Origin of the sequence: Leclercia adecarboxylata, from assembly GCF_006171285.1 — a bacterium.
Lineage (GTDB): Bacteria > Pseudomonadota > Gammaproteobacteria > Enterobacterales > Enterobacteriaceae > Enterobacter > Enterobacter barmai.
Map to the genome: position 1 here is coordinate 4,991,633 of NZ_CP040889.1, position 21,884 is coordinate 5,013,516.

General features: G+C 49.8%; 12 protein-coding genes and 6 pseudogenes. 8 read left to right on the forward strand and 10 right to left on the reverse strand.

Going from position 1 to position 21,884, the window contains the following annotated elements; translation table 11 throughout:
- The first annotated feature begins 24 nt into the window (after nt 1–24).
- Complete coding sequence (prs, locus tag FHN83_RS25575; protein ID WP_003856663.1) at nt 25–972, forward strand: ribose-phosphate diphosphokinase; 948 nt, start codon at nt 25–27, stop codon at nt 970–972.
- Nucleotides 973–1,092: 120 nt separating this feature from the next.
- Nucleotides 1,093–2,769 (forward strand): C4-dicarboxylic acid transporter DauA, encoded by a 1,677-nt coding sequence (gene dauA / locus FHN83_RS25580; RefSeq protein WP_176556532.1) that lies wholly within the window; start codon nt 1,093–1,095, stop codon nt 2,767–2,769.
- On the opposite strand, the gene FHN83_RS25585 is transcribed toward dauA, so the two are convergent.
- Both FHN83_RS25585 and ychH read right to left on the reverse strand, forming a co-directional pair.
- Nucleotides 2,755–3,798, reverse strand: coding sequence for a MerR family transcriptional regulator (locus tag FHN83_RS25585; protein ID WP_139565348.1), 1,044 nt, complete (start codon nt 3,796–3,798; stop codon nt 2,755–2,757). The genes dauA and FHN83_RS25585 overlap by 15 nt on opposite strands.
- A 117-nt stretch (nt 3,799–3,915) precedes the next feature.
- Complete coding sequence (ychH, locus tag FHN83_RS25590; protein WP_039030722.1) at nt 3,916–4,191, reverse strand: stress-induced protein YchH; 276 nt, start codon at nt 4,189–4,191, stop codon at nt 3,916–3,918.
- A gap of 274 nt (nt 4,192–4,465) precedes the next feature.
- On the opposite strand from ychH, the gene pth reads away from it, so the two are divergent.
- The 3 genes and pseudogenes from pth to FHN83_RS25605 all read left to right on the forward strand — a co-directional run.
- Nucleotides 4,466–5,050: an aminoacyl-tRNA hydrolase gene (gene pth / locus FHN83_RS25595; RefSeq protein WP_039030723.1), complete on the forward strand. Its 585-nt coding sequence runs from the start codon at nt 4,466–4,468 to the stop codon at nt 5,048–5,050.
- 126 nt (nt 5,051–5,176) lie between these two features.
- Nucleotides 5,177–6,271 carry a redox-regulated ATPase YchF gene (gene ychF / locus FHN83_RS25600; protein WP_032611353.1) on the forward strand — a complete coding sequence of 365 codons (1,095 nt, stop codon included), beginning with the start codon at nt 5,177–5,179 and terminating at the stop codon, nt 6,269–6,271.
- Nucleotides 6,272–6,485: 214 nt separating this feature from the next.
- Nucleotides 6,486–6,686, forward strand: a pseudogene (locus tag FHN83_RS25605) (Arm DNA-binding domain-containing protein); the annotation flags it as partial.
- Nucleotides 6,687–6,693: 7 nt separating this feature from the next.
- On the opposite strand, the pseudogene FHN83_RS25610 reads toward FHN83_RS25605, so the two are convergent.
- A pseudogene (locus FHN83_RS25610) lies at nt 6,694–7,861 on the reverse strand (IS3-like element ISEc52 family transposase).
- 69 nt (nt 7,862–7,930) lie between these two features.
- Between FHN83_RS25610 and FHN83_RS25615 the strand changes: the two are divergent.
- A pseudogene (locus FHN83_RS25615) lies at nt 7,931–8,836 on the forward strand (DEAD/DEAH box helicase); the annotation flags it as partial.
- Nucleotides 8,837–8,950: 114 nt separating this feature from the next.
- Nucleotides 8,951–9,730 (forward strand): annotated as a pseudogene (locus tag FHN83_RS25620) (IS5 family transposase); the annotation flags it as partial.
- A 28-nt stretch (nt 9,731–9,758) separates the two neighbouring features.
- Here FHN83_RS25620 and tnpC read toward each other — a convergent pair.
- The 3 genes and pseudogenes from tnpC to tnpA all read right to left on the reverse strand — a co-directional run bounded on the left by tnpC (nt 9,759) and on the right by tnpA (nt 12,135).
- Nucleotides 9,759–11,350 (reverse strand): annotated as a pseudogene (tnpC, locus tag FHN83_RS25625) (IS66 family transposase).
- Between the two features lie 30 nt (nt 11,351–11,380).
- The gene (gene tnpB / locus FHN83_RS25630; protein WP_021567584.1) at nt 11,381–11,731 is read right to left on the reverse strand and encodes an IS66 family insertion sequence element accessory protein TnpB; all 351 of its coding nucleotides are present in this window, start codon (nt 11,729–11,731) and stop codon (nt 11,381–11,383) included.
- Complete coding sequence (gene tnpA, locus FHN83_RS25635; RefSeq protein WP_048242260.1) at nt 11,728–12,135, reverse strand: IS66-like element accessory protein TnpA; 408 nt, start codon at nt 12,133–12,135, stop codon at nt 11,728–11,730. The genes tnpB and tnpA overlap by 4 nt, the downstream gene beginning before the upstream one ends.
- Before the next feature lie 78 nt (nt 12,136–12,213).
- On the opposite strand from tnpA, the pseudogene FHN83_RS25640 reads away from it, so the two are divergent.
- Nucleotides 12,214–12,420 (forward strand): annotated as a pseudogene (locus FHN83_RS25640) (IS5/IS1182 family transposase); the annotation flags it as partial.
- A 664-nt stretch (nt 12,421–13,084) separates the two neighbouring features.
- On the opposite strand, the gene avs5 reads toward FHN83_RS25640, so the two are convergent.
- From avs5 to FHN83_RS25660, 4 genes are all read right to left on the reverse strand, one after another.
- Complete coding sequence (gene avs5 / locus FHN83_RS25645; RefSeq protein WP_139565349.1) at nt 13,085–15,394, reverse strand: AVAST type 5 anti-phage protein Avs5; 2,310 nt, start codon at nt 15,392–15,394, stop codon at nt 13,085–13,087.
- Nucleotides 15,395–15,813: 419 nt separating this feature from the next.
- Nucleotides 15,814–18,012 carry a DEAD/DEAH box helicase gene (locus FHN83_RS25650; RefSeq protein ID WP_139565350.1) on the reverse strand — a complete coding sequence of 733 codons (2,199 nt, stop codon included), beginning with the start codon at nt 18,010–18,012 and terminating at the stop codon, nt 15,814–15,816.
- Nucleotides 18,009–19,325 (reverse strand): ATP-binding protein, encoded by a 1,317-nt coding sequence (locus FHN83_RS25655; RefSeq protein WP_001515184.1) that lies wholly within the window; start codon nt 19,323–19,325, stop codon nt 18,009–18,011. The genes FHN83_RS25650 and FHN83_RS25655 overlap by 4 nt, the downstream gene beginning before the upstream one ends.
- Before the next feature lie 3 nt (nt 19,326–19,328).
- Nucleotides 19,329–21,638: a TerB N-terminal domain-containing protein gene (locus FHN83_RS25660; RefSeq protein ID WP_139565351.1), complete on the reverse strand. Its 2,310-nt coding sequence runs from the start codon at nt 21,636–21,638 to the stop codon at nt 19,329–19,331.
- Nucleotides 21,639–21,884 lie beyond the last annotated feature (246 nt).

Consider the following 21,884-nt stretch of genomic DNA (forward strand, 5'->3'; position numbering starts at 1 on the left):
GGACGCATGCCTGAGGTTCTTCTCGTGCCTGATATGAAGCTTTTTGCTGGTAACGCCACCCCGGAACTAGCACAACGTATTGCCAACCGCCTGTACACTTCTCTTGGCGACGCCGCCGTAGGTCGCTTTAGCGATGGCGAAGTCAGCGTACAAATTAACGAAAATGTACGCGGTGGTGATATTTTCATCATCCAGTCCACCTGTGCTCCAACTAACGACAACCTGATGGAACTGGTTGTCATGGTCGATGCCCTGCGCCGTGCTTCCGCTGGCCGTATCACTGCTGTAATCCCTTACTTTGGCTATGCCCGTCAGGACCGTCGCGTCCGTTCCGCACGTGTGCCAATTACCGCAAAAGTTGTTGCTGACTTCCTCTCAAGCGTAGGCGTTGACCGTGTTCTGACGGTTGACCTGCATGCCGAGCAGATCCAGGGCTTCTTTGATGTTCCGGTTGATAACGTATTCGGCAGCCCAATCCTGCTGGAAGACATGCTGCAGCTGAACCTGGACAACCCGATTGTGGTTTCTCCGGACATCGGCGGCGTGGTTCGCGCTCGCGCTATCGCCAAACTGCTGAATGACACCGACATGGCGATCATCGACAAACGCCGTCCACGCGCTAACGTTTCTCAGGTGATGCACATCATCGGTGACGTCGCTGGCCGTGACTGCGTGCTGGTTGACGACATGATCGACACCGGCGGCACTCTGTGCAAAGCCGCCGAAGCGCTAAAAGAGCGTGGTGCTAAACGCGTGTTCGCCTACGCAACTCACCCGATCTTCTCCGGCAATGCTGTAAACAACCTGCGCAACTCCGTCATTGACGAAGTTGTCGTCTGCGACACCATCCCACTGAGCGACGAAATCAAAGCGCTGCCAAACGTGCGTACTTTGACTCTGTCCGGGATGCTGGCCGAAGCGATTCGTCGTATCAGCAACGAAGAATCCATCTCTGCGATGTTCGAACACTAATCGGCCGCAGTCTGAAAACCCGCTACGGCGGGTTTTTTTGTCTGTAGCATTTATTTGTATGATTAATGCCTCCTTCACCTGCCATTGATATGACAGATGATGCGCAACTGGATAATGATTGTGAAAAACGCTTCCTCTCATGTTCTTCCCTTCCGCGCCCTCATCGACGCCTGCTGGAAAGAGAAATACACTCTGTCGCGGTTTACCCGTGACCTGATCGCCGGGATTACGGTCGGCATTATTGCGATTCCGCTGGCGATGGCGCTGGCTATTGGCAGCGGCGTGGCGCCGCAGTATGGCCTGTACACCGCCGCCGTTGCCGGGATTGTCATTGCCCTGACCGGCGGGTCACGCTTTAGCGTCTCCGGGCCGACCGCAGCCTTCGTGGTGATCCTCTATCCGGTTTCTCAGCAGTTCGGCCTTGCCGGTTTGCTGGTGGCGACCCTGATGTCCGGGGTATTTTTGATTCTGTTCGGCCTGGCGCGCTTTGGCAGGCTGATTGAGTACATCCCGCTTTCCGTCACCCTCGGCTTTACCTCCGGGATCGGCATTACCATCGGGACCATGCAGATCAAGGATTTCCTTGGCCTGCAGATGGCCCACGTACCGGAACACTACCTGCAAAAAGTGGGGGCGCTGGTGATGGCGCTGCCGACCGCCAACCCCGGCGATGCCGCGATCGGCGTGGTGACGCTGGGCACGCTGATCCTCTGGCCGCGGCTGGGCATCCGCCTGCCGGGCCACCTGCCCGCCCTGCTGCTGGGCTGCGCGGTGATGGGGGTGGTCAACCTGCTGGGCGGCCATGTCGCGACGATTGGCTCACAGTTCCACTATGTTCTGGCCGATGGTTCGCAGGGTAATGGCATCCCGCAGCTTCTGCCCCAGCTGGTACTGCCATGGGACATGCCCGGCTCCAGCTTCACCTTAAGCTGGGACTCCCTGCGTGCCCTGCTGCCTGCCGCTTTTTCTATGGCGATGCTGGGGGCGATTGAGTCTCTGCTCTGCGCCGTGGTGCTGGACGGGATGACCGGCACCAAACATAAAGCCAACAGCGAACTGGTCGGTCAGGGGCTGGGCAACATCATCGCGCCGTTCTTCGGCGGGATCACCGCCACGGCGGCCATCGCCCGCTCGGCAGCCAACGTGCGTGCGGGTGCCACCTCGCCGGTCTCGGCGGTGATCCACTCGATACTGGTGATCCTCGCCCTGCTGGTGCTGGCGCCGCTACTCTCCTGGCTGCCGCTATCCGCGATGGCCGCCCTGCTGCTAATGGTGGCATGGAACATGAGCGAGGCGCATAAAGTGGTCAACCTGCTCCGTCGCGCGCCGAAGGACGACATCATCGTGATGCTGATCTGCATGTCGCTGACGGTGCTGTTTGATATGGTGATTGCGATAAGCGTCGGGATTGTGCTGGCATCGCTGCTGTTTATGCGCCGTATCGCCCGCATGACCCGTCTGGCGACAGTGAACGTTACGGTGCCGGATGACGTGCTGGTGCTGCGGGTGATCGGCCCGCTGTTCTTTGCCGCCGCCGAAGGGCTGTTCAGCGAACTGGAGTCGCGCATCGCGGGCAAACGCATCGTGGTGCTGAAGTGGGATGCGGTGCCGGTACTGGATGCCGGCGGGCTGGACGCCTTCCAGCGTTTTGTGCAACGTCTGCCGGAAGGCTGCGAACTGCGGGTCACCAATCTCGAGTTCCAGCCCCTGCGCACGATGGCGCGCGCAGGGGTTCAACCCATTGCGGGTCGTCTGGCGTTCTATCCGGATCGCGACGCTGCGTTAGCGGATCTGTGACATCCTCCGCTGCATCATGATCCCGATCGCCTGCTGGAGCCACTCAAGCACGGCAGGCGTCATCCAGGTTCCCTTCATCAGATGCGGCTCCTGCTGCATCGCAAGGCGGAATTTTTGCTGAGTAACTGGATGCGTCCCGGCGTAAGACTGGAACAGCTCCAGCCAGTTTTCTGCCAGCCGCTGGGCTTCCGGGCTATCTGCACTCACGCCGTCCCGGCTCGCCTGATGCAGTTTTGCCACCAGCGCCGGCCACTCCATCATGCGATCAAAATAGTGCGCGCGGGTAAACGCCATCTCCTCGGGTGTCAGGTAGCGCGCCCAGATTGCCAGCTTGCTCTCGGCAAACGCCCGGGTGATGAAATCCAGAATTTCAGCGTTGATCCCCGTCTGCTCGCGCATCTGTGGCTCCACGCTGTGCATCTCATTCAGCCGGGTCAGGAAGGCCGGATTGCTCGCGGTATCCTGCTCAAGCTGCGTCATCCAGCGCGTCGCCAGATCGGTGGCGCGCGGGTCGGCAACGTCCACCTTTTCCGCCAGCAGGCTTTGCACTTCCGCCACCAGCCCGGCCCAGATCCCGGCCAGGGCGTCACTCTGCTGCGCAAAGGGTAATGCCTGTAACTCTTCTTTACTGAACCAGCGATCGTACATCGTCATTAACTCCAGCGTCTGTAACCAGGATTCCAGATCGGGCTCTGCCCCTGCGGCCATCGCGCCACGCAGGCCCATCAGCTGTTCGCGCAGCGTCTGTATGCCGCGCAGCTGTTTATCCAGCAGGGCGATTTGCACACTCAGTACGTCCACCATGGAGCGGGGATCCCGATCGAGAATCTCTTTGATTTCGGCAAGTTCCAGCCCCGCTTTGGCCAGCACCTGGATTCGGTGCAGCCGCTGTACATCCGCGAGGGTATAAAGACGGTAACCTGCCGCACTTCTGGCGGAGGGAAGCAGCAAGCCGGTTTGCTCATAGTGGTGCAACGTGCGAACGGTGATCCCCGCTCTCTTCGCCAACAGGCCAACCTGGATTAACATTGCTGCTCCTTTTATCTCGCCATCACGGTCACTCTGGGGGCTTACGTTACGTGAGGGTCAAGGAAAAAGGCAAAAAAAAACGGCTTCCGAAGAAACCGCTTTTCGCGCTGTCGCAGGTTAACTGTGCTTATGCTGATCGCGACGGCAGCGTTTATCGTAGTGGCGCACCCACCAGTATCTGTCGCAAACCTGCTCGTGGCCGCTGACGCGAGCCCCCGCGAGCCACAGCACCGCACCCAGGAAGATGCTGAGCACCGCGCCATGCGCGAAGTATTGCGGCAGGTCAAGTTGCGGAAGCTGGTTTAAAATGGAATAACCGACGCCGACAACCATGACGACTAATCCCAACCCCATCAGCACGTTACCGAGTAGCGAAGCGTTTTTGCGTTTCATATGTCACCTCCGGAACTTTGGGTTGTCAGGGAATAATCTCCCCAATCCTTGTGTGTAAAGTATAGACAACACCCTTTTTGCGGAGTGCGTGAGCGATCACAAATACGTACTTCAGTGCAACAAAACTTTACAAATAAGCCTTTGAGTAGCATGAAATTCTAATGGTTCAAAGGCGGTATTATTCAGCTTTTACGCGTCGGCACGCAGAATTTTGTCAACCGACGCGGCAGACAGTACACTACGCGCCAGTCTTAGCACTTTCAGGAACAAAAACGTGACGATTAAACTGATTGTCGGCCTGGCCAACCCCGGCGCGGAATATGCGGCCACCCGCCATAATGCGGGCGCATGGTATGTCGATCTGTTGGCCGAGCGGTTGCGCGCTCCCCTGCGTGAAGAACCTAAATTCTACGGGTTTACCTCACGCATTAACCTGGCCGGAGCCGATGTGCGTCTGCTGGTGCCGACCACGTTTATGAATTTAAGCGGTAAGGCCGTTGCCGCGATGGCGACCTTTTATCGCATCAACCCGGATGAAATCCTGGTAGCGCACGACGAACTGGATCTGCCGCCGGGCGTGGCTAAATTCAAACTGGGCGGCGGCCACGGTGGGCATAACGGCCTGAAAGACATCATCAGCAAACTGGGCAATAACCCCAACTTCCACCGCTTACGCGTGGGTATTGGCCATCCGGGCGATAAAAACAAAGTTGTTGGTTTTGTCCTCGGTAAACCCCCGGTTTCCGAGCAGAAACTGATCGACGAAGCGGTAGACGAAGCGGCGCGTTGCACCGAGATCTGGCTGCAGGATGGCTTAACCAAAGCCACTAACCGTCTTCACGCTTTCAAAGCGCAATAACCGGCGCGAAATGCCTTTTTTGCCCCGCAGGCTGCGGGTTACGTGTATAATAGGCGTAGTTTTTTACTTTTCTTCGACTCGTTAATGTCAACGCGTTGAATATCAAGATATTAAGGTGATTCAGAAATGGGATTCAAATGCGGTATCGTTGGTCTGCCTAACGTTGGCAAATCCACCCTGTTTAACGCGCTGACTAAAGCGGGCATCGAAGCGGCGAACTTCCCGTTCTGTACCATCGAGCCAAACACCGGTGTCGTACCCATGCCCGATCCGCGTCTGGATCAGCTTGCCGAGATCGTAAAACCGCAGCGTATTCTGCCGACCACCATGGAGTTTGTGGACATCGCAGGCCTGGTAAAAGGCGCATCCAAAGGTGAAGGCCTGGGTAACCAGTTCCTGACCAACATCCGTGAAACCGAAGCGATCGGCCACGTTGTGCGCTGCTTCGAGAACGACAACATCATCCACGTGAACAACAAAGTGGATCCGGCTGACGATATTGAAGTTATCAACACCGAGCTGGCGCTGTCTGACCTCGACACCTGCGAGCGCGCCCTGCACCGCGTGCAGAAGAAAGCCAAAGGCGGCGATAAAGACGCGAAAGCTGAACAGGCTGCGCTGGAAAAATGTCTGCCACAGCTCGAAAACGCAGGCATGCTGCGCGCGCTGAAAAACCTGACTGAAGAAGACAAAGCGGCGATCAAATACCTGAGCTTCCTGACCCTGAAGCCAACCATGTATATCGCCAACGTCAACGAAGACGGTTTTGAAAACAACCCATACCTCGACAAAGTACGCGAAATCGCGGCGGCGGAAGGTTCTGTTGTGGTGGCAGTGTGTGCTGCTGTCGAGTCTGATATTGCCGAACTGGACGATGCCGACCGTGAAGAGTTCATGGCCGAACTGGGTCTGGAAGAGCCGGGCCTGAACCGTGTGATCCGCGCCGGTTATGAGCTGCTGAACCTGCAGACCTACTTCACCGCGGGCGTAAAAGAAGTGCGTGCATGGACCATCCCTGTCGGTGCGACCGCTCCACAGGCTGCGGGCAAGATCCACACCGACTTTGAGAAAGGCTTTATCCGTGCCCAGACTATCGCGTTTGAAGACTTCATCACCTACAAAGGTGAGCAAGGCGCGAAAGAAGCCGGCAAGATGCGTGCAGAAGGGAAAGACTACATCGTTAAAGATGGCGATGTGATGAACTTCCTGTTTAACGTCTAATTCGTTTCTGTTGTCTCATGCGATCTCAGCGAATCGCATGAAGACTGAAAAAACCCATAAAATCCACGCACTTGCGTGGATTTTCCTTTTCATAATGTCTCAACTCGTCTCATAGCAGCGCAGTCAAAAATGAGTACAGACATGAGTACAATCAGTTTTCATCTTCATTTTAGGTGAGTACAATAGCGGTCTAAGAAATAGACAAGGACTCGCTATGCTCACTGATACGCAATGCCGCACTGCTAAGCCGAAAGAAAAACTCTATCGACTCAATGACTTCAATGGTCTCTACCTCGAAGTAAAACCCAACGGCAAAAAGGCATGGCGCTATCGGTTTAAACTCAACGGCAAATCCAGCATGTTCGCGTTGGGTGAATACCCAACAGTCAAACTTGCCGAAGCTCGGGAGAAATGTGTTGTGGTCAACTAAAACTGGCCACCGCGTTAGAGTTTTTCCAGTATCGGTTTTCTGATTCGTTTGGTGGTAACCCACCATTATATTCGTGCGGTCTTAGTGCGCTGTAATATCCAACGATATAGTCCGTTATTGCGTGAGCTGCATCGCTGAAGCTTACATAGCCCGTCGCTGGCACCCATTCGTTCTTCAGACTCCTGAAGAAGCGCTCCATTGGGCTGTTATCCCAGCAGTTTCCACGCCGACTCATACTCTGCCTGATCCGGTATCGCCACAGTAACTGCCGGAACTGCCTGCTCGTATAATGACTGCCTTGATCGCTGTGGAACATCACCCCGACGGGCTTACCACGGGTTTCCCATGCCATTTCCAGTGCTTTCATGGTAAGCCTGCTGTCCGGCGAGAACGACATGGCCCAGCCCACTGGTTTTCTTGCGAACAGGTCGAGAACAACGGCGAGGTACGCCCAGCGCTTACCCGTCCAGATATAGGTCACATCACCGCACCACACCTGATTTGGTTCCGTTACGGCGAACTGTCGCTCAAGATGATTCGGGATAGCAACGTGCTCATGACCGCCACGCTTATACCGGTGAGTCGGCTGCTGGCAACTGACCAGCCCCAGCTCTTTCATGAGTCTGCCAGCAAGCCAGCGCCCCATCTGGTAGCCTCTCTGGGTTGCCATTGTGGCGATGCTTCTTGCTCCGGCAGAGCCGTGGCTGATGCCATGCAGTTCAAGTACCTGGCTGCGTAATACAGCCCGTCTGCCGTCTGGCTTTTCAGGACGGTTTTCCAGTATTTGTAGCTGCTGCGATGGACCCCGAACACATGGCAGAGAGTGGCCACAGGATAACGCGCCCTGAGTTTCCCGATTATCGAGAACTGTTCAGGGAGTCTGACATCAAGAGCGCGGTAGCCTTTTTTAATATTTCATTTTCCATTTCAATACGTTGTAGCTTTTTCCTGAGCTCACGGATTTCAATTTGTTCCGGGGTAATGGGGGAGGCTTTTGGTGTTTTTCCCTGCCGCTCATCACGTAATTGTTTCACCCATCGCGTCATTGTGGAAAGGCCGACATCCATAGCGCTGGCTGCATCTGCCACGGTGTAATTCTGGTCAACGACCAGTTGAGCGGATTCGCGTTTAAACTCTGCGCTGAAATTTCTTTTTTTCATTATGGCACCTGTGTTGTTCTGAGGTGAGCATATCACCTCTGTTCAGGTGGCCAAATTCAGTAAACCACTTCAATGTTCGGGGATCTGCCACCAGAGAGCATTGGCTGGCTTCTGGTAGATGAAGCGGGCCAGGCCGTTCCTCAGGCAGCAGTTGGAGCTATCATGCGGGCAAAGCGCTCCATCGTGGTAGGTGACCCGTTGCAAATCCCACCTGTAGTTTCACTTCCTGAAAAGCTGAACGCCGAAATCTGCAAGTTCTTTGACATTGACCAAGTCGAATGGTCTGCCCCCGCAGCATCTACGCAGACCCTTGCTGATCAGGCATCGCGCTTCAAATCCACCTTCGTCATGGACGTAGGTGATCGAGAAGTCGGGCTGCCACTTCTCGTTCACAGGCGTTGCCAGAACCCAATGTTCGACGTTTCTAACTCCATCGCGTATGCCAAGCAAATGGTCCATGCTGTCGGGCCTAAAAGACCTGGATCTATCGGCTTGGCATTGGGAAGATCTCGCTGGGTGGATATCAATGGCGATGCTGAGACGAAGTGGTGTCCCGATGAGGGCGAAGCGGTTGTACGAATGCTAAAAGAGCTGGCAGCATCGGGCACTACAAATCCAGACGTATTTATCATTACACCATTCAAGATCATAGAGCAGAACATGCGTCGGCGTCTCGACAGAGAAACCGACCTGCTGCGAACGTTCGGCGTAAAGCTGGATGAATGGTGCCGTGATCGTGTAGGCACAATCCACACGTTCCAGGGCCGAGAGGCGGACACGGTAATCCTGTTGCTGGGTGCGCCGAAAGCGAGTCAGCAAAGGGCGCGTCAGTGGGCGGCAAGCCCGCCAAACATAATCAATGTAGCCGTCTCACGCGCCAAGCAAAACCTGTATGTGGTCGGCTCGGCTGCTGCATGGGCAGGGGCGGGAACTAGTCTTCAGGTCCTGCATCGTCAATTGGCACAATCAGCCTGACAATCTCCGAGGTGGCCCTCATTGTTGAGGGCTCATCGCGACTCATTTTTGGCTTACTTCAGTAATGGGCTGGCCTCTAAATGACTTTGTTGAATAAATCGAACTTTTGCTGAGTTGAAGGATCAGATCACGCATCTTCCCGACAACGCAGACCGTTCCGTGGCAAAGCAAAAGTTCAAAATCACCAACTGGCCCACCTACAATAAAGCCCTCATCAACCGTGGCTCCATAACTTTCTGGCTGGATGATGAAGCTATTCAGGCCTGGTATGAGTCGGCAACGCCTTCATCACGGGGAAGACCTCAGCGCTATTCTGATCTCGCCATCACCACCGTTCTGGTCATTAAACGCGTGTTCAGGTTGACCCTGCGGGCTGCACAGGGTTTTATTGATTCCATTTTTACACTGATGAATGTTCCGTTGCGCTGCCCGGATTACACCAGTGTCAGCAAGCGCGCAAAGTCGGTTAATGTCAGTTTCAAAACGTTCACCCGGGGTGAAATCGCGCATCTGGTGATTGATTCCACCGGGCTGAAGGTCTTTGGTGAAGGCGAATGGAAAGTCAAAAAACACGGCAAAGAACGCCGTCGTATATGGCGAAAGTTGCATCTGGCAGTTGACAGCAAAACACATGAAATCATCTGTGCAGACCTGTCGCTGAACAATGTGACGGACTCAGAAGCCTTCCCGGGTCTTATCCGGCAGACTCACAGAAAAATCAGGGCAGCATCGGCAGACGGCGCTTACGACACCCGGCTCTGTCACGATGAACTGCGGCGTAAGAAAATCAGCGCGCTTATCCCTCCCCGAAAAGGTGCGGGTTACTGGCCCGGTGAATATGCAGACCGTAACCGTGCAGTGGCTAATCAGCGAATGACCGGGAGTAATGCGCGTAAGCGTTAAGTGAGCGCCGTATTGACGGCTATTTATTGGTGAGATCTACGTTCCATGGCAGCAGTTCGGCCACTTTGTTGATGGGCCACTCCGGCAATACGCTCAGGATATGGCGAAGGTAACCCTCTGGATCGATACCGTTCAGCCTGCACGTTCCGATCAGACCATACAGCAGGGCACCACGTTCACCACCATGATCACTGCCGAAGAAGATGTAGTTTTTCTTGCCCAGACAGACCGCTCGTAGCGCTCGCTCAGCAGCGTTATTATCCGGCTCTGCCAGACCATCATCGCAGTAGTAACACAGGGCATCCCACTGGTTCAGTGCATAAGCGAACGCCTCGCCTAACCGGGATTTTTTCGACAGAGTGGCACTTTTCTCCACCAACCAGTCATGCAGGGATATCAGCAACGGTTTACTTCGGGACCGTCTGGCGGCCAGCCGCTGAGATGCCGGAAGGCCGCGTATTTCCTCTTCTATCGCGTATAACTCACTGATGCGCTTCAGAGCCTCCTCTGCTGTGGCCGTCCGGGTGCTGATATAGACGTCATGGATTTTGCGCCGCGCATGAGCCCAGCATGCCGCTTCTGTCAACGGGCCACCTTCACGCTCTGCGCTGAACAACCTGTCGTACCCTGCGAAGGCATCTGCCTGCAGCACGCCATGATAGTGCCGAAGATGTTGCTGAGGGTGTTTCCCCTGTCGGTCCGGTGAGAAGGCGAACCATGCCGCTGGCGGATCTGATGAACCCGCGCTTCTGTTATCACGGACATATGTCCAGATACGCCCGGTTTTCGTCTTCTTTCTGCCCGGCGCCAGCACGGGCACCGGAGTGTCATCCGTATGCAGTTTGCGGCAGTCCATCACGTAGTGGTAGAGGGCTTCATCCAGCGGGGCCATTAACCGGCAGCACGCATCCACCCAGTTGGAGAGCAGCGCACGACTCAGATCCACACCCTGACGGGCAAAGATTTCGCACTGGCGATACAGCGGCAGGTGTTCACAGTATTTGGCCGTTAACACGCGGGCCAGCAGACCCGGCCCGGCGATGCCCCGGTCGATAGGACGTGAGGGCGCTGGCGCTTCAACGACGCAGTCGCATCGGGTACAGGCCTTTTCACTCTGACCGTGCGGATCACTTTCAGGGCGCTGGAGACCAGCTCCAGTTGCTCCGCGCTGACTTCGCTGAGATAGGCCATATCACTACCGCAACCAGGACAGCTGGTTTCAGCTGGCTCCAGTCTGTTTATTTCGCGGGGAAGATGTTCCGGTAACGGGCGACGATGACGGGACTGGCGCAACTGACGCGGAACCTGCTGATCATTGTCCCGGCCGTTGTAACGATCGCTTTGCTGCTCCTGCTGTTTCAGCAGGGCTTCGGCTTCTTCGACCTGCCGGCGTAGCTTTTCTGAACGGGTACCGAACAGCATTCGGCGCAGTTTTTCTATCTGAGCCCGCAGATGTTCTATTTCACGCTCTTCGTTCTCTATTTTCTCTTCTGCGCGGGCCAGCGCCGAACGCAGGAACGACTCAGTCTCAGCAACGAGACTGAGCTGGCTGTCTTTCTGGCGAAGCGCGTCTTCCAGCGCAGCGATACGGGCGAGATAGTCCTGACTCATGACCCCATTTATAATGCGGTCATGCGCTTTTTACAACATCGTCAGTGAGTTAAGGCGTGCAGTTTTAGGTTGCCGCCAGTCCAGCTTATCGAGGAGCATGGCGAGTTGTGAGCGGGTGATGGCGATTTTGCCGTCGCGTACAGCAGGCCAGACGAACTGTCCCTCTTCCAGACGTTTGGTAAACAGACACAGACCGTCAGCATCAGCCCAGAGGATCCTCACGGTGTCACCTTTACGACCACGGAAGATAAACAGGTGGCCGGAGAACGGATTGTCATCAAGAACATGCTGGACCAGTTCGCCCAGACCATTGAAGGACTTACGCATATCGGTGACCCCGGCAACCAGCCAGATACGAGTGCCTGACGGTAAGGGTATCATCGGCTCCTCCCGCTCAGCTCGCGGATCAGCGTTTTCAGAAGTGCAGGTGATAAATCCCCGGACAGACGCAGGCTGGCACCGCCGACAGTCACCTCGCATGTCATGGCCTCGCGGCAGGCTGGAGCGGCGGATTCATAGTGCGGCTCAGCATGGTGTGACAGGACCATATCAGGCAAGACAACGGGGATAACAGAGTCTTGCTCTCTGATTGACCGTTGTATTTCATCGGGCAGAAGATGTCTGTAACGCTGGCGCCAGGTAAACAGCAGATTGTCATTAATTCCATTATCCCGCGCCAACCGGGCAACACAGGCTCCAGGCTGATATGACTTTTCGACGAGAGCCAGCTTAAAGTCCATTGAGTAGGACGCCCGCGCCCTGCGGGGCTGAAGAGTGTTTGACATTGATAGAGTCCATTAACGTTAATAAGAGGACTCTATCATCGTCAATCGTTAGTAATCGCAACAGGCGGCAGTGGCTTGACGCTTACTAATGCGCGGTGGAAATGGACAACAGATTACAACCGTCGCTCGATAGCGGAAACGGCGATGTACCGGGTAAAACAGCTGTTCGGGGGTTCACTGACGCTGCGTGACTACGATGGTCAGGTTGCGGAGGCTATGGCCCTGGTACGAGCGCTGAACAAAATGACGAAAGCAGGTATGCCTGAAAGCGTGCGTATTGCCTGAAAACACAACCCGCTACGGGGGAGACTTACCCGAAATCTGATTTATTCAACAAAGCCCCTCTAAATGTCAAAAGCTGACATTGCTCACATAATAGTCAAGTAGTCACTTTTCACCGCCCATCCAAGCTTGATAATTCTTACCGCTCCCCTTATATCCACACTGAGGAATAACCTCTGACATGGCTAAGGAGTACGATTATGGGGCTTAAACCTGGTCCAAAACCAATTGCAAAATCAACAGGAAAACCCGATCAACGCAGACGTGATAATAAGGATACACCCGGTAATACCCCAGGACTGAAACCAAGCAAATCAACTGGGAAGTAATCGTTCAAGGGTATGGAGAATTCATCTATACCCTTATCTCATTAAATCTGTCTGCTCTAGCCCTTTTGTGCCAAAAGCGGAAGAATTTAACATTGAGATAAATTTCAAAAAATCAAAGCGATTGTCTTACAGTTCTATTATTAAAAGGCTTATTCACAAGCCAAAAATAACTATCCGCTGCCTGCCAATGCTTAAGTGTAAATATATTGGCAATAAAATAATGACATAACTAAAAACAATCTTATTAGCTCAGATTAATACTTTTCGGGATAAGGCTCTTAAGAGTTTAATAAATGACAAGGGAATGAGTTACTTGCCATTTATTAATTTAAGGATGATTATTTCTTACGACTCTCATAGAAGTTAATTAATTCATTAACTTCGTCCTTACGAGGAAGGAGTTCTATTAATGGATTATCCTTAAGATATTGTATTGCATATCTAAAGCCACCATCATTTTTATCCATCATTTTGTTTATGTGCCTCGAGTTATTATTATAATTCCGGATGGATTCTAGGCTACTTTCAAAGAAGCTCAGCGCATATATTTTATCATTATTTATAGATAGAGCCCTTGCAGACAACTGCGCTAATACTAATGTGGCACTGTAATAAGTTTGATTTTTAAACTCGGCACTATCGAGTCTTACTTTGCTTGCATAACTCATTCCTTCGACGAGGTCATCAATTGTGTGTGCCGATATTAATTCTGACTTAGCCCTTTGTAACCAGTAGTGCATATCTTCACGATAGGTATGTGCAATTTCCTTATATATGTCCCTGATAAATTTATGGACATTTTTTCCATTCCCAAGTTCATTTAGTTTATCAAAGCTTATAAGGTTCCTTGATGCTGCAAGAAATCCTTTTGACGCAAGAGATATTATTAAATCAGATACTGTTTTATAAGATGCAGGATTCTTATCAATATAATCACTGATAACTCTTAAAAGCCAGGATGGTGAATTGCAGATTATAACTCCACTTGGATCTGTGTTAGTTGACTCCAATTCAAATAATCTATCATTTTGCGAAATAAAATTCTGAATATCAAAATATTTATTGTGACTGTTGATATGACCATATGTGGCTTTATTAAAAGCTGCAATTAAAATCAAAACAAACATTGAATCTTCATCAAATTGCTTATTAAATAAATTAGAACCACTTAGTCTATTTTTATACTCGCTATAGTATCGATAAGCAAAATTCAACAACGTTTCTGAAGATTTATAAAGTGGTAGCCCCTCAAAAGAAAGCTTATCATTGAGAAAGTTACCTTCTTCATTAATCAAGTTATTTTTAATCTGAATTTCGGTATGTAATATCTTTTTATCCTTTAACTTGAATCTATATAACTCTGCGTCACCAAAACTCGAGCATAAAACAACTTTGTTACTAGGATGCACCCTTGTGGTTAAAATTTCATCAATGCTTTGTGCATTAAAGAAATTAGAGTCGAAAACGAATATATGATTCTCGAATTTTATCAATGAGTTTTTAATGGAAGGATCGAATGTGTCAGTCGAAGAGTAATAAGAGGCATTATATTCTTTTTTTGCCTCAATAATTTGAAATAAAAGTACAGATTTTCCGCTGAAGCGTCGACCTGTAATTAGGATATAGTCATGATTACGTAGTGCTTTAATTGCATCATCACAGACATCTCGTTGAGAAAAAGTTATAGAATTTCGCAGGATTCTTTTATTATCCACTATTTTAGTTACAGGGCCTCCATTAGCGAATAAATTTATAGCCTCTTCTTTCATTAACTTGGAGTCATCGAGTTCGAAACTTCTTGTGGGGGATTTTCGCTCAACATTCTGAAGTGTGTTATTTAACCATTGATATATCTGATCGTAAGTGTCAAAGGTAATTACTTTTTCGATGCCGTACTCCGAAAGAGCTATTTTTTCTTCTAAATTTAAATATCCTTTCTTCAAATAAATTGATTTCTTAAATGGTGTGCTTCTTGATAAATGCATTAAATCAAGCTCTCCATCAAGACTGCAACCTATGAAAAGGAAAGCTGAGTTTTTGGCTTCCTCAGATAAAAAGGAAAGCATGGATTTATTTTCTTCTATACTGTGTGCATATTCACGCCAAGTAAAAATCAGATTTTGATCTTCGTATTTAATAAATTCAGTAATATCGCCATGAATTTTGAATAGACACTTATTAGCAGATATAAATTCTCTCTGAACTGCTCGATTTGGATGCAGAATTTTGTATTTCCTATTAACGTTTTCTATAGCATCGTCAATATTAAACGTGAAAATATGAGGCCAATCTAAATTTATTATTTTTGTCTTTTCGTGATCAGAGAGTTTACACTCTGAAAAAATGTTACCTAATAATGCCTTCGATTTTCGTTTGGGTATATATTCCTCCATATTTAGAAGTCCAAACGCTTTTTTAAGCTGGCTGATTCTTAGAATTTCATCTATTTCTGTTTGTGTTAACCCTTCTTTTTCTGCCGCTATATTCCTAATCAACTCCGTAAATTTAATAGCATCAGGAACTTTACCATTTTTTGCTCTAATATCTCTAGTAAATCCACTGCCAAAAAAAGGTATCAATTGAGAAGCCTTAAATAAAGCCACAATCTCATTCTTCAAGTTTGGTTCAGTATGATGTTGTACTTGCATTTTATCCTCGGTACAATTTGAATTGTAAGTTTAGCTCAGCATAGTTATTTTAGATGCCTGTTCGCTAGCAAACATCCAGATATTGTAAAAAAACCTATTAATTTTATCAACTCTTGGCTTAACTCATTTCACTCTAGGAGTGATTAATAATCTGGTTTAGATCAGGAACTAACATTTAAGTTATAAACCTAAGTTTAAATATATATTGTATTGCAAACATGAAACATGATCTAACCCAGTGCCTCTCAAAAGTTAGGTCATTGAAAAAGAACTCATGAGGGCTTTATCCATTTGCGCTCCTCACTCAAAGCAGACCATATGACCTCGATTTCTGGCAGATTCGAGCCAAGAGTGAACATTGCTAACATCATTCGGCCTCGATCTATGGGAGAGCCGATCGCCCTTATTGCTTAGCTAGTTTACTTAAGATGCTGCTTGAACCAAACACAAGTCCCCTCAATGTCATACGCTTTTTCCCCAAATCCTTTCGCAAGCAGGGATTCTGGTAAATACTCGTCGTATTTATCCAAGAATTTTTCTGGAACATCTGCGGCAAGATCAAATGCAGATGGTAAGCCTGACAACAGCATTTTTTTAAGCGCCTGTTGAACAGTTGCTACACTTGCATCATCAATCTCTATAACTCCAGCAAATGAATTTGTTTTAAAACCACAACGTATGAGCAAAGCAGTGATCGTATTCACAACTTTATCCCCCATCCAGGGTATTACGTAACAATGTTGTCCACTCGTAATAAAACACTCATTTTGAAGTTTAAAACGCTGAAAGTTACTACAGCCTTCCGCAAATAGGTTTCTGGCGGCAGTATCGGCATAATCTACTTTCTTGCTACCTATTGCTATGCGGTAATCACCTTCCCTATAGATAGCGAGCATTTCCTGACGAACGGCATCATGAACAGACATACCTCCCCCACTAAATTGTGGTGGCTGACCGCCTTTGGTTGCCTCTACATAGATAACTTTTTTCTCTGTCTCGATCTCTGTCACTTTCCAGCGCCGCCCACCGAAGATGATGTGTTGGTCTGGTAGCAGTGGGGAGTCCACAGGCACTGTTCCAAGGGTTCTGTTTCCGGTGACAATGCGGAACTCTTCTGGTGTATTGAACACGGCATAAAAAGTGTAATGGTTAGTCAGTTTCTCCCCCTCTGCCCCAACAACCATTTCGCCGCTAGCAAGTTGAGTGAGTAGGCCACATGCTCCCATATGTTTAAGCAGGCTTTTGAAATCGTTTAAATCTACATTTCTGAACGGCCCTGTCTGGCATAGTTGTGACCAGAGCTGGTCGGCGCGAACTCCACCCCATTGTGCGGTAATTGCAAGAATCTGGTGTAGCAGCGTGGAGTAATGCATCTGCCGGGAATCGGCAGGCTCAAACCATTGTTTAGAGATCATCAACCTGATCATTGCCATCGATTGCACCAACTGAAGTCGTAGGTGATCAACGATACTGCTACTCACAGTAAGCTCATTTTCTGTAATTAGCATTCTGAGTACTGATGGGGAATCGCGTCGCCCAGAACGCCCCATACGCTGGCGCAAACTGGAAACAGAATGCGGAGGCGTAACTTGGATAACCGACTTAACCTTACCGATATCAATTCCCAACTCAAGCGTCATTGTACATACAGCTGTTGTGGGCAAATTTCCTTTCTGAAGACGAGATTCAAGCGCCTCACGTAATTCCTTGGCAAGGGAACCATGGTGGGGGAAAAATTCATTCGGAACAATTTGTTCCTCACACATGTCGCTCAGCGTTGCCGCTATGCTTTCAGTGCGCTTTCGGCTGTTTGCAAAGACCAAATGAGAATCGCCACGGCAAAGTCTAAAAATGTCAGCGCAAACGTCATGTTCAGCTGAACTCTGAAGTTCTTCCTCTTTTTGGATCACTCGCTCCAGGTACCCTTTGACCTGTACCTGAAGAGTGGCCGTGCTATTACTATCTGTAACAGTTACGCAGGGGAGTCGTTTGTCCGGGCGCAACATTTCGGGCACTTTCTCCAGTTCCCCCAGCGTGGCACTCAACGCAACGCGGGGAATTGGATTTACCTGGCGTCCTAGCACATGGTCAATTCTATTGAGCAGAGAAAGCAGCTGTACACCACGCTCTGAGCCAATAAAAGCATGAAACTCATCAATAACGATGTATGCGACTGAAGAAAAAGCCTGTTTGAGCCAGCCCATTGAATTTATGAGCAAAGACTCAAGTGACTCAGGTGTAATCAGTAAAATGCCAGCAGGGTTCGTCCGAGCCTTTTTCTTTTTGCTTTGTGGTACATCCCCGTGCCAGGGAGTCACTGGCATTTCCAATGCATCTCCAAGGCTCCCAAGACGACGGTACTGATCGTTAATCAATGCCTTCAACGGACTGATATAGACGATGCCAAATCCATTCGTGAGATCTGCAACTGCCGAACAGGCAGGAAGAAAGAAAGCCTCTGTTTTACCCGCTGCTGTACCTGCACTGATTAGCACGTCTCGATCACGGGCTAAAATTGCCGGGATAGAACTCTCCTGCAAGGGCCTTAATGTAGACCACCCCTGCTTGTAAACCCACTTACGGACGCGGGGATCGAGGCTATCGTAGGCACTGCTCATAGTTTGAAGTTCGCCAGTCCGTCGTCGTCATCGCTTTCCTCCGTAGTGGCGTCATCCATATCGCTGGGCCTGTCCTCTTCAATCGCCACACCCTCGATTAGTGTTTGCCAGTTCATCGTTCTGTTTTGTTCCAGAACGGCCAGCATGTCCAGGAAACCTTTTATGGTATTACGGGGGGTACGGAAGTAAGCGTCTCCAATGGTTTTACTACAGTGATGCAGGAATCCAGTCAGTGCCTCATCTGGTACCAGATAATTCTCTGGATCTCCACCTGCATAAACATGACGAAGATTTCTCAGCAAAATATACAGTTCCTCAGGGGTGAGGCTGGCAAGATGCAAAGTGGGGGATGAGTAGTCAATCACTCCTGCTTTTTGCGCGAACCGGTTTTCCGCCAGACGCGACTGGAGCGCCTCATAGCTGTAAAGACCTTTACGCGGATCGAAAAGAAACTCTGGCGTCCCCCCGAGGATAAAACCAATGTTCTCGGCTGAACCTTGCAGGCAGTCATTCAGTATCCGCAAAATCTGTTCGTAGTTCGCTGTTCTTGCTTGCGTATTATTCAGCTTAAAGAGGTTCACCATTTCGTCGAGGCTGACCAAAAGACCGGCATAGCCTGCCTGGCGGACAAAAAGGCTCATCAGCTTCAAAGAATCATAGAATGAAGCGTCTGAGATAATAGTCCGAACGTCGAGATCGTTACGGGCATCAGTTTTGGTGGTGTACTCTCCCCGCAACCAGCGAATAGCATTGGATTTTAGCGTTTCGTTATCCTGCTCATGCCCGCGCCAGAATGCATCAATGACCTTCGCAAAGTCATATCCACCCACCATCTCTGACAGAGCTGCCAGGCGTTTATGAATAACTGATGAAACCTCGGAGCCGTCCGTGTCCGCTTCCTTTCTTGCCTCCGTAACGAATCTTTCAACAACGCTAAGTAACGCATTACCATCCGGCTTGTTTCTGGTGGACATGTTTTTCATAAGCTCAGAATAGAGATTACGAGCCTGACCTCCCGATGAGTGAATGCGTCTGTCAGGAGAAAGGTCTGCACTGACTGACACCAGCTTCTTCTCTAGCGCAATAGAGCGCACAACACTCAGAAAGAACGTTTTACCAGAACCATATTCACCGATGATAAGTCTGAAGCTTGCACCACCGTCAGCAATCCTCTCAATATCTTGGTGGAGAGCGGTGATCTCGTTCACGCGGCCAACCTGGATATGCTGAATGCCTATCCTTGGCGTTACACCTGACTTAAGTGACTGAATAATAGCGTCACGTTCTTTCACTCTTATACGTGTTACAGACATTCACTATCCCTCTAATTCTTTGGCAATTTCCAGGTCAACCCAGATATCATCATCGGCATCGTCCAGTACTGGAGCATCAACCACCGCATAGGACCAGTCATTGATCACCTCAAGCGCACCGCCGAGCATCAAATTCAAATTTCCGCACAATTCTGTCGCCTCTTTTCGGGACCACTGTTCTTTCTCCAGCAAACTGCGATAAAGCTGGCTATGTGCGGAGTCAAGCCCCCCCGCCTCCGTTGATGAGGCTGGAGCGCTTTCTGGCTCTTCCGGTTCTTCTTCGGTGAAAATTGTGTTCAGCAATTTACGAACATCATCCGTGGCAGATTCGTGGCGGGCAAGTACATTAGCATCCAGTGTGAACCCTGCTGCTGTCTGATCAGTTGGTACAGACGAGACGAGATCATGTTCAGTTGCGGAATGCTGATGGATATTGCTCGAGACAGATGAGGGATCCAGCCCCAAACTTGAATAAATCTTCTCAAGCTGTTTGATTTCAGCAGGCGCTATCGTCCCATCCGAACAGGCAACACTAACGATAACCTTACCCACAGCAGCTTTTTCCGCGGCCCCCATCAACTCAATCCTGCTTTTCATTCCTGTCATATTGGCTGGGGTATGAAGTTGCCACGTTAAATACGCATGTAGAGAGCGTTTTTCATCATCGGTGAAGCCAGGATTGTTGTTGATGGCATTCTCAAGCACTTTCTGTTCAGCTTGATCAAGAGAATCGTCAATCAAGGCGACCATCGCCCCTAATCTGAGCGTCATTACGGCTGAGATAAATTCAGGAGAAGGTGAGAAGCGTCCATCTTCGGCGTCAGGGAATAGAACAAGTGTCCCATCAACATCCGCCTTCACATGGTGATAATACGGGTCAGGTGCCACACCGTAACCCATCTTCAGAGCAAAGGCCTGCATCAAATCGGCCTCTTTTTTATTGATCTTATTGGGGCAACTGGCATTCATATGTGCCCAAAAGTCAGCAACTGAGACTAACCCCTCCTTGACGAGGATCGCCTCATCAGCCCAGCGTTTGAATGAGCTTAATATTTTTTCTGCACTTTCATTAACGATCTCTGAAGGGAGCAACATAATTGCAGCCGTATCATTGACTGACGTACCTTTCCTACCAAGGTAGCGACTATAAGCATCAAGTTCATCCGTACATATGTCGGCAAGAGCCATAATTTTCTGGACAGGGCTCTTCAACGCACTTGGATCAGGCAGGTCGGGAACAGGAAGTCGAACACCTCGCAAACTAGGACTTGCTGGTGTGTAATCTAACCTTAGGCGCGTTTTATTCGCCTTAACGACCATCCCTTCACCATATTTGAGGGTGTAACGCCGTTTGAAAAGCGCAGCAAACTCTTTAGCACAGCGGCGAGCCGGGGTACGCAGCGAATACTCGGTGTGGTTTATTACCCAGTTCAACGCCAGTTCAGCTGATACAGGAACTCCTTCATGTACAGTTTTTGCCAGAGCCAGCTTAAATTGCATGCTGTTGCTGAAACCTGAATTGCTATCGAGCTCAGTGGCTAAGCCCATGTTCGGGCGCAGAATAGACATGGCTTCGAGTAATTGGGTCGAATATCCACGGAAGGAGCGGTTCTCAATGAATACCGATCTTAACCGAGCGACTTCATTGAACAGATTACGGAACTCAGCATCAGGGAATTTTGGGTCAGTGGAATCTACGAGCGCTTTTCTTTCCAGGCCGTAGAGGTAGATAAAAACATAGCCGATAGGACACGATGGATCAGACCTATCGCTGGCAAGCCAACTGACATACGCACCGCGTGCTTCTGGGGAAAGAGAGGAAAAACTGGGCCAGTATCCTAATGAACTGTCCTCGTAAAGATAAGCAGTAGGTTTTATCTTACATGTGTCATCAATTAATGATGCCTCACTTCCATCGTCATAATAGCCGCCTGATTCCTGACCGGAGGGCTTCATGCGTTGCCCCACGTAAATGTGGCCACCGCTAATTGCTACACCAGCCACAGTTATCATCTCACCCGGAAGTACCCATCGAGCTAGTGCACCTGCTAACTTTGAGGTGTTCCGGTAATGATTGGTTGTCAGCCGAAGTTCAACACCCCGGCCACCGCTCAATGTAAAAGTTGCAAGATTATCGTCTTCACTATCATCGTTTCGCACAACCGCCTCTTTTTTCTTGATGTCAGCGAGCCATTCTTTTGGCGGTGCTTTCACGGGGCTTGAAGCATAAGACTTTGGAGATTTACGTTTTTTCTTTCTAAAAAATAACAAGTAAATGACTAAAATCGCCGCCAGAAACTTCAATAACTCCATGATATATAACCTTAAAATCATTCCTCACGCACACTCATAAGCAGCAATGAAGGTTGAGCAAGTGGATTAATCTCAAAATAATACGTCTAAATCGCAAGGGTTCAAACCAAAATGCAATCAAAATTAATTTATTGATTTAAAGGAAAATAATTATTGATTAAGCATGCTTTTCAAGCAGAAATTTTGAAGGTATGCGAATGCTTGTGAGTCATTCGCATCAGAATGAAGTTGAATTGGCTCTGCATA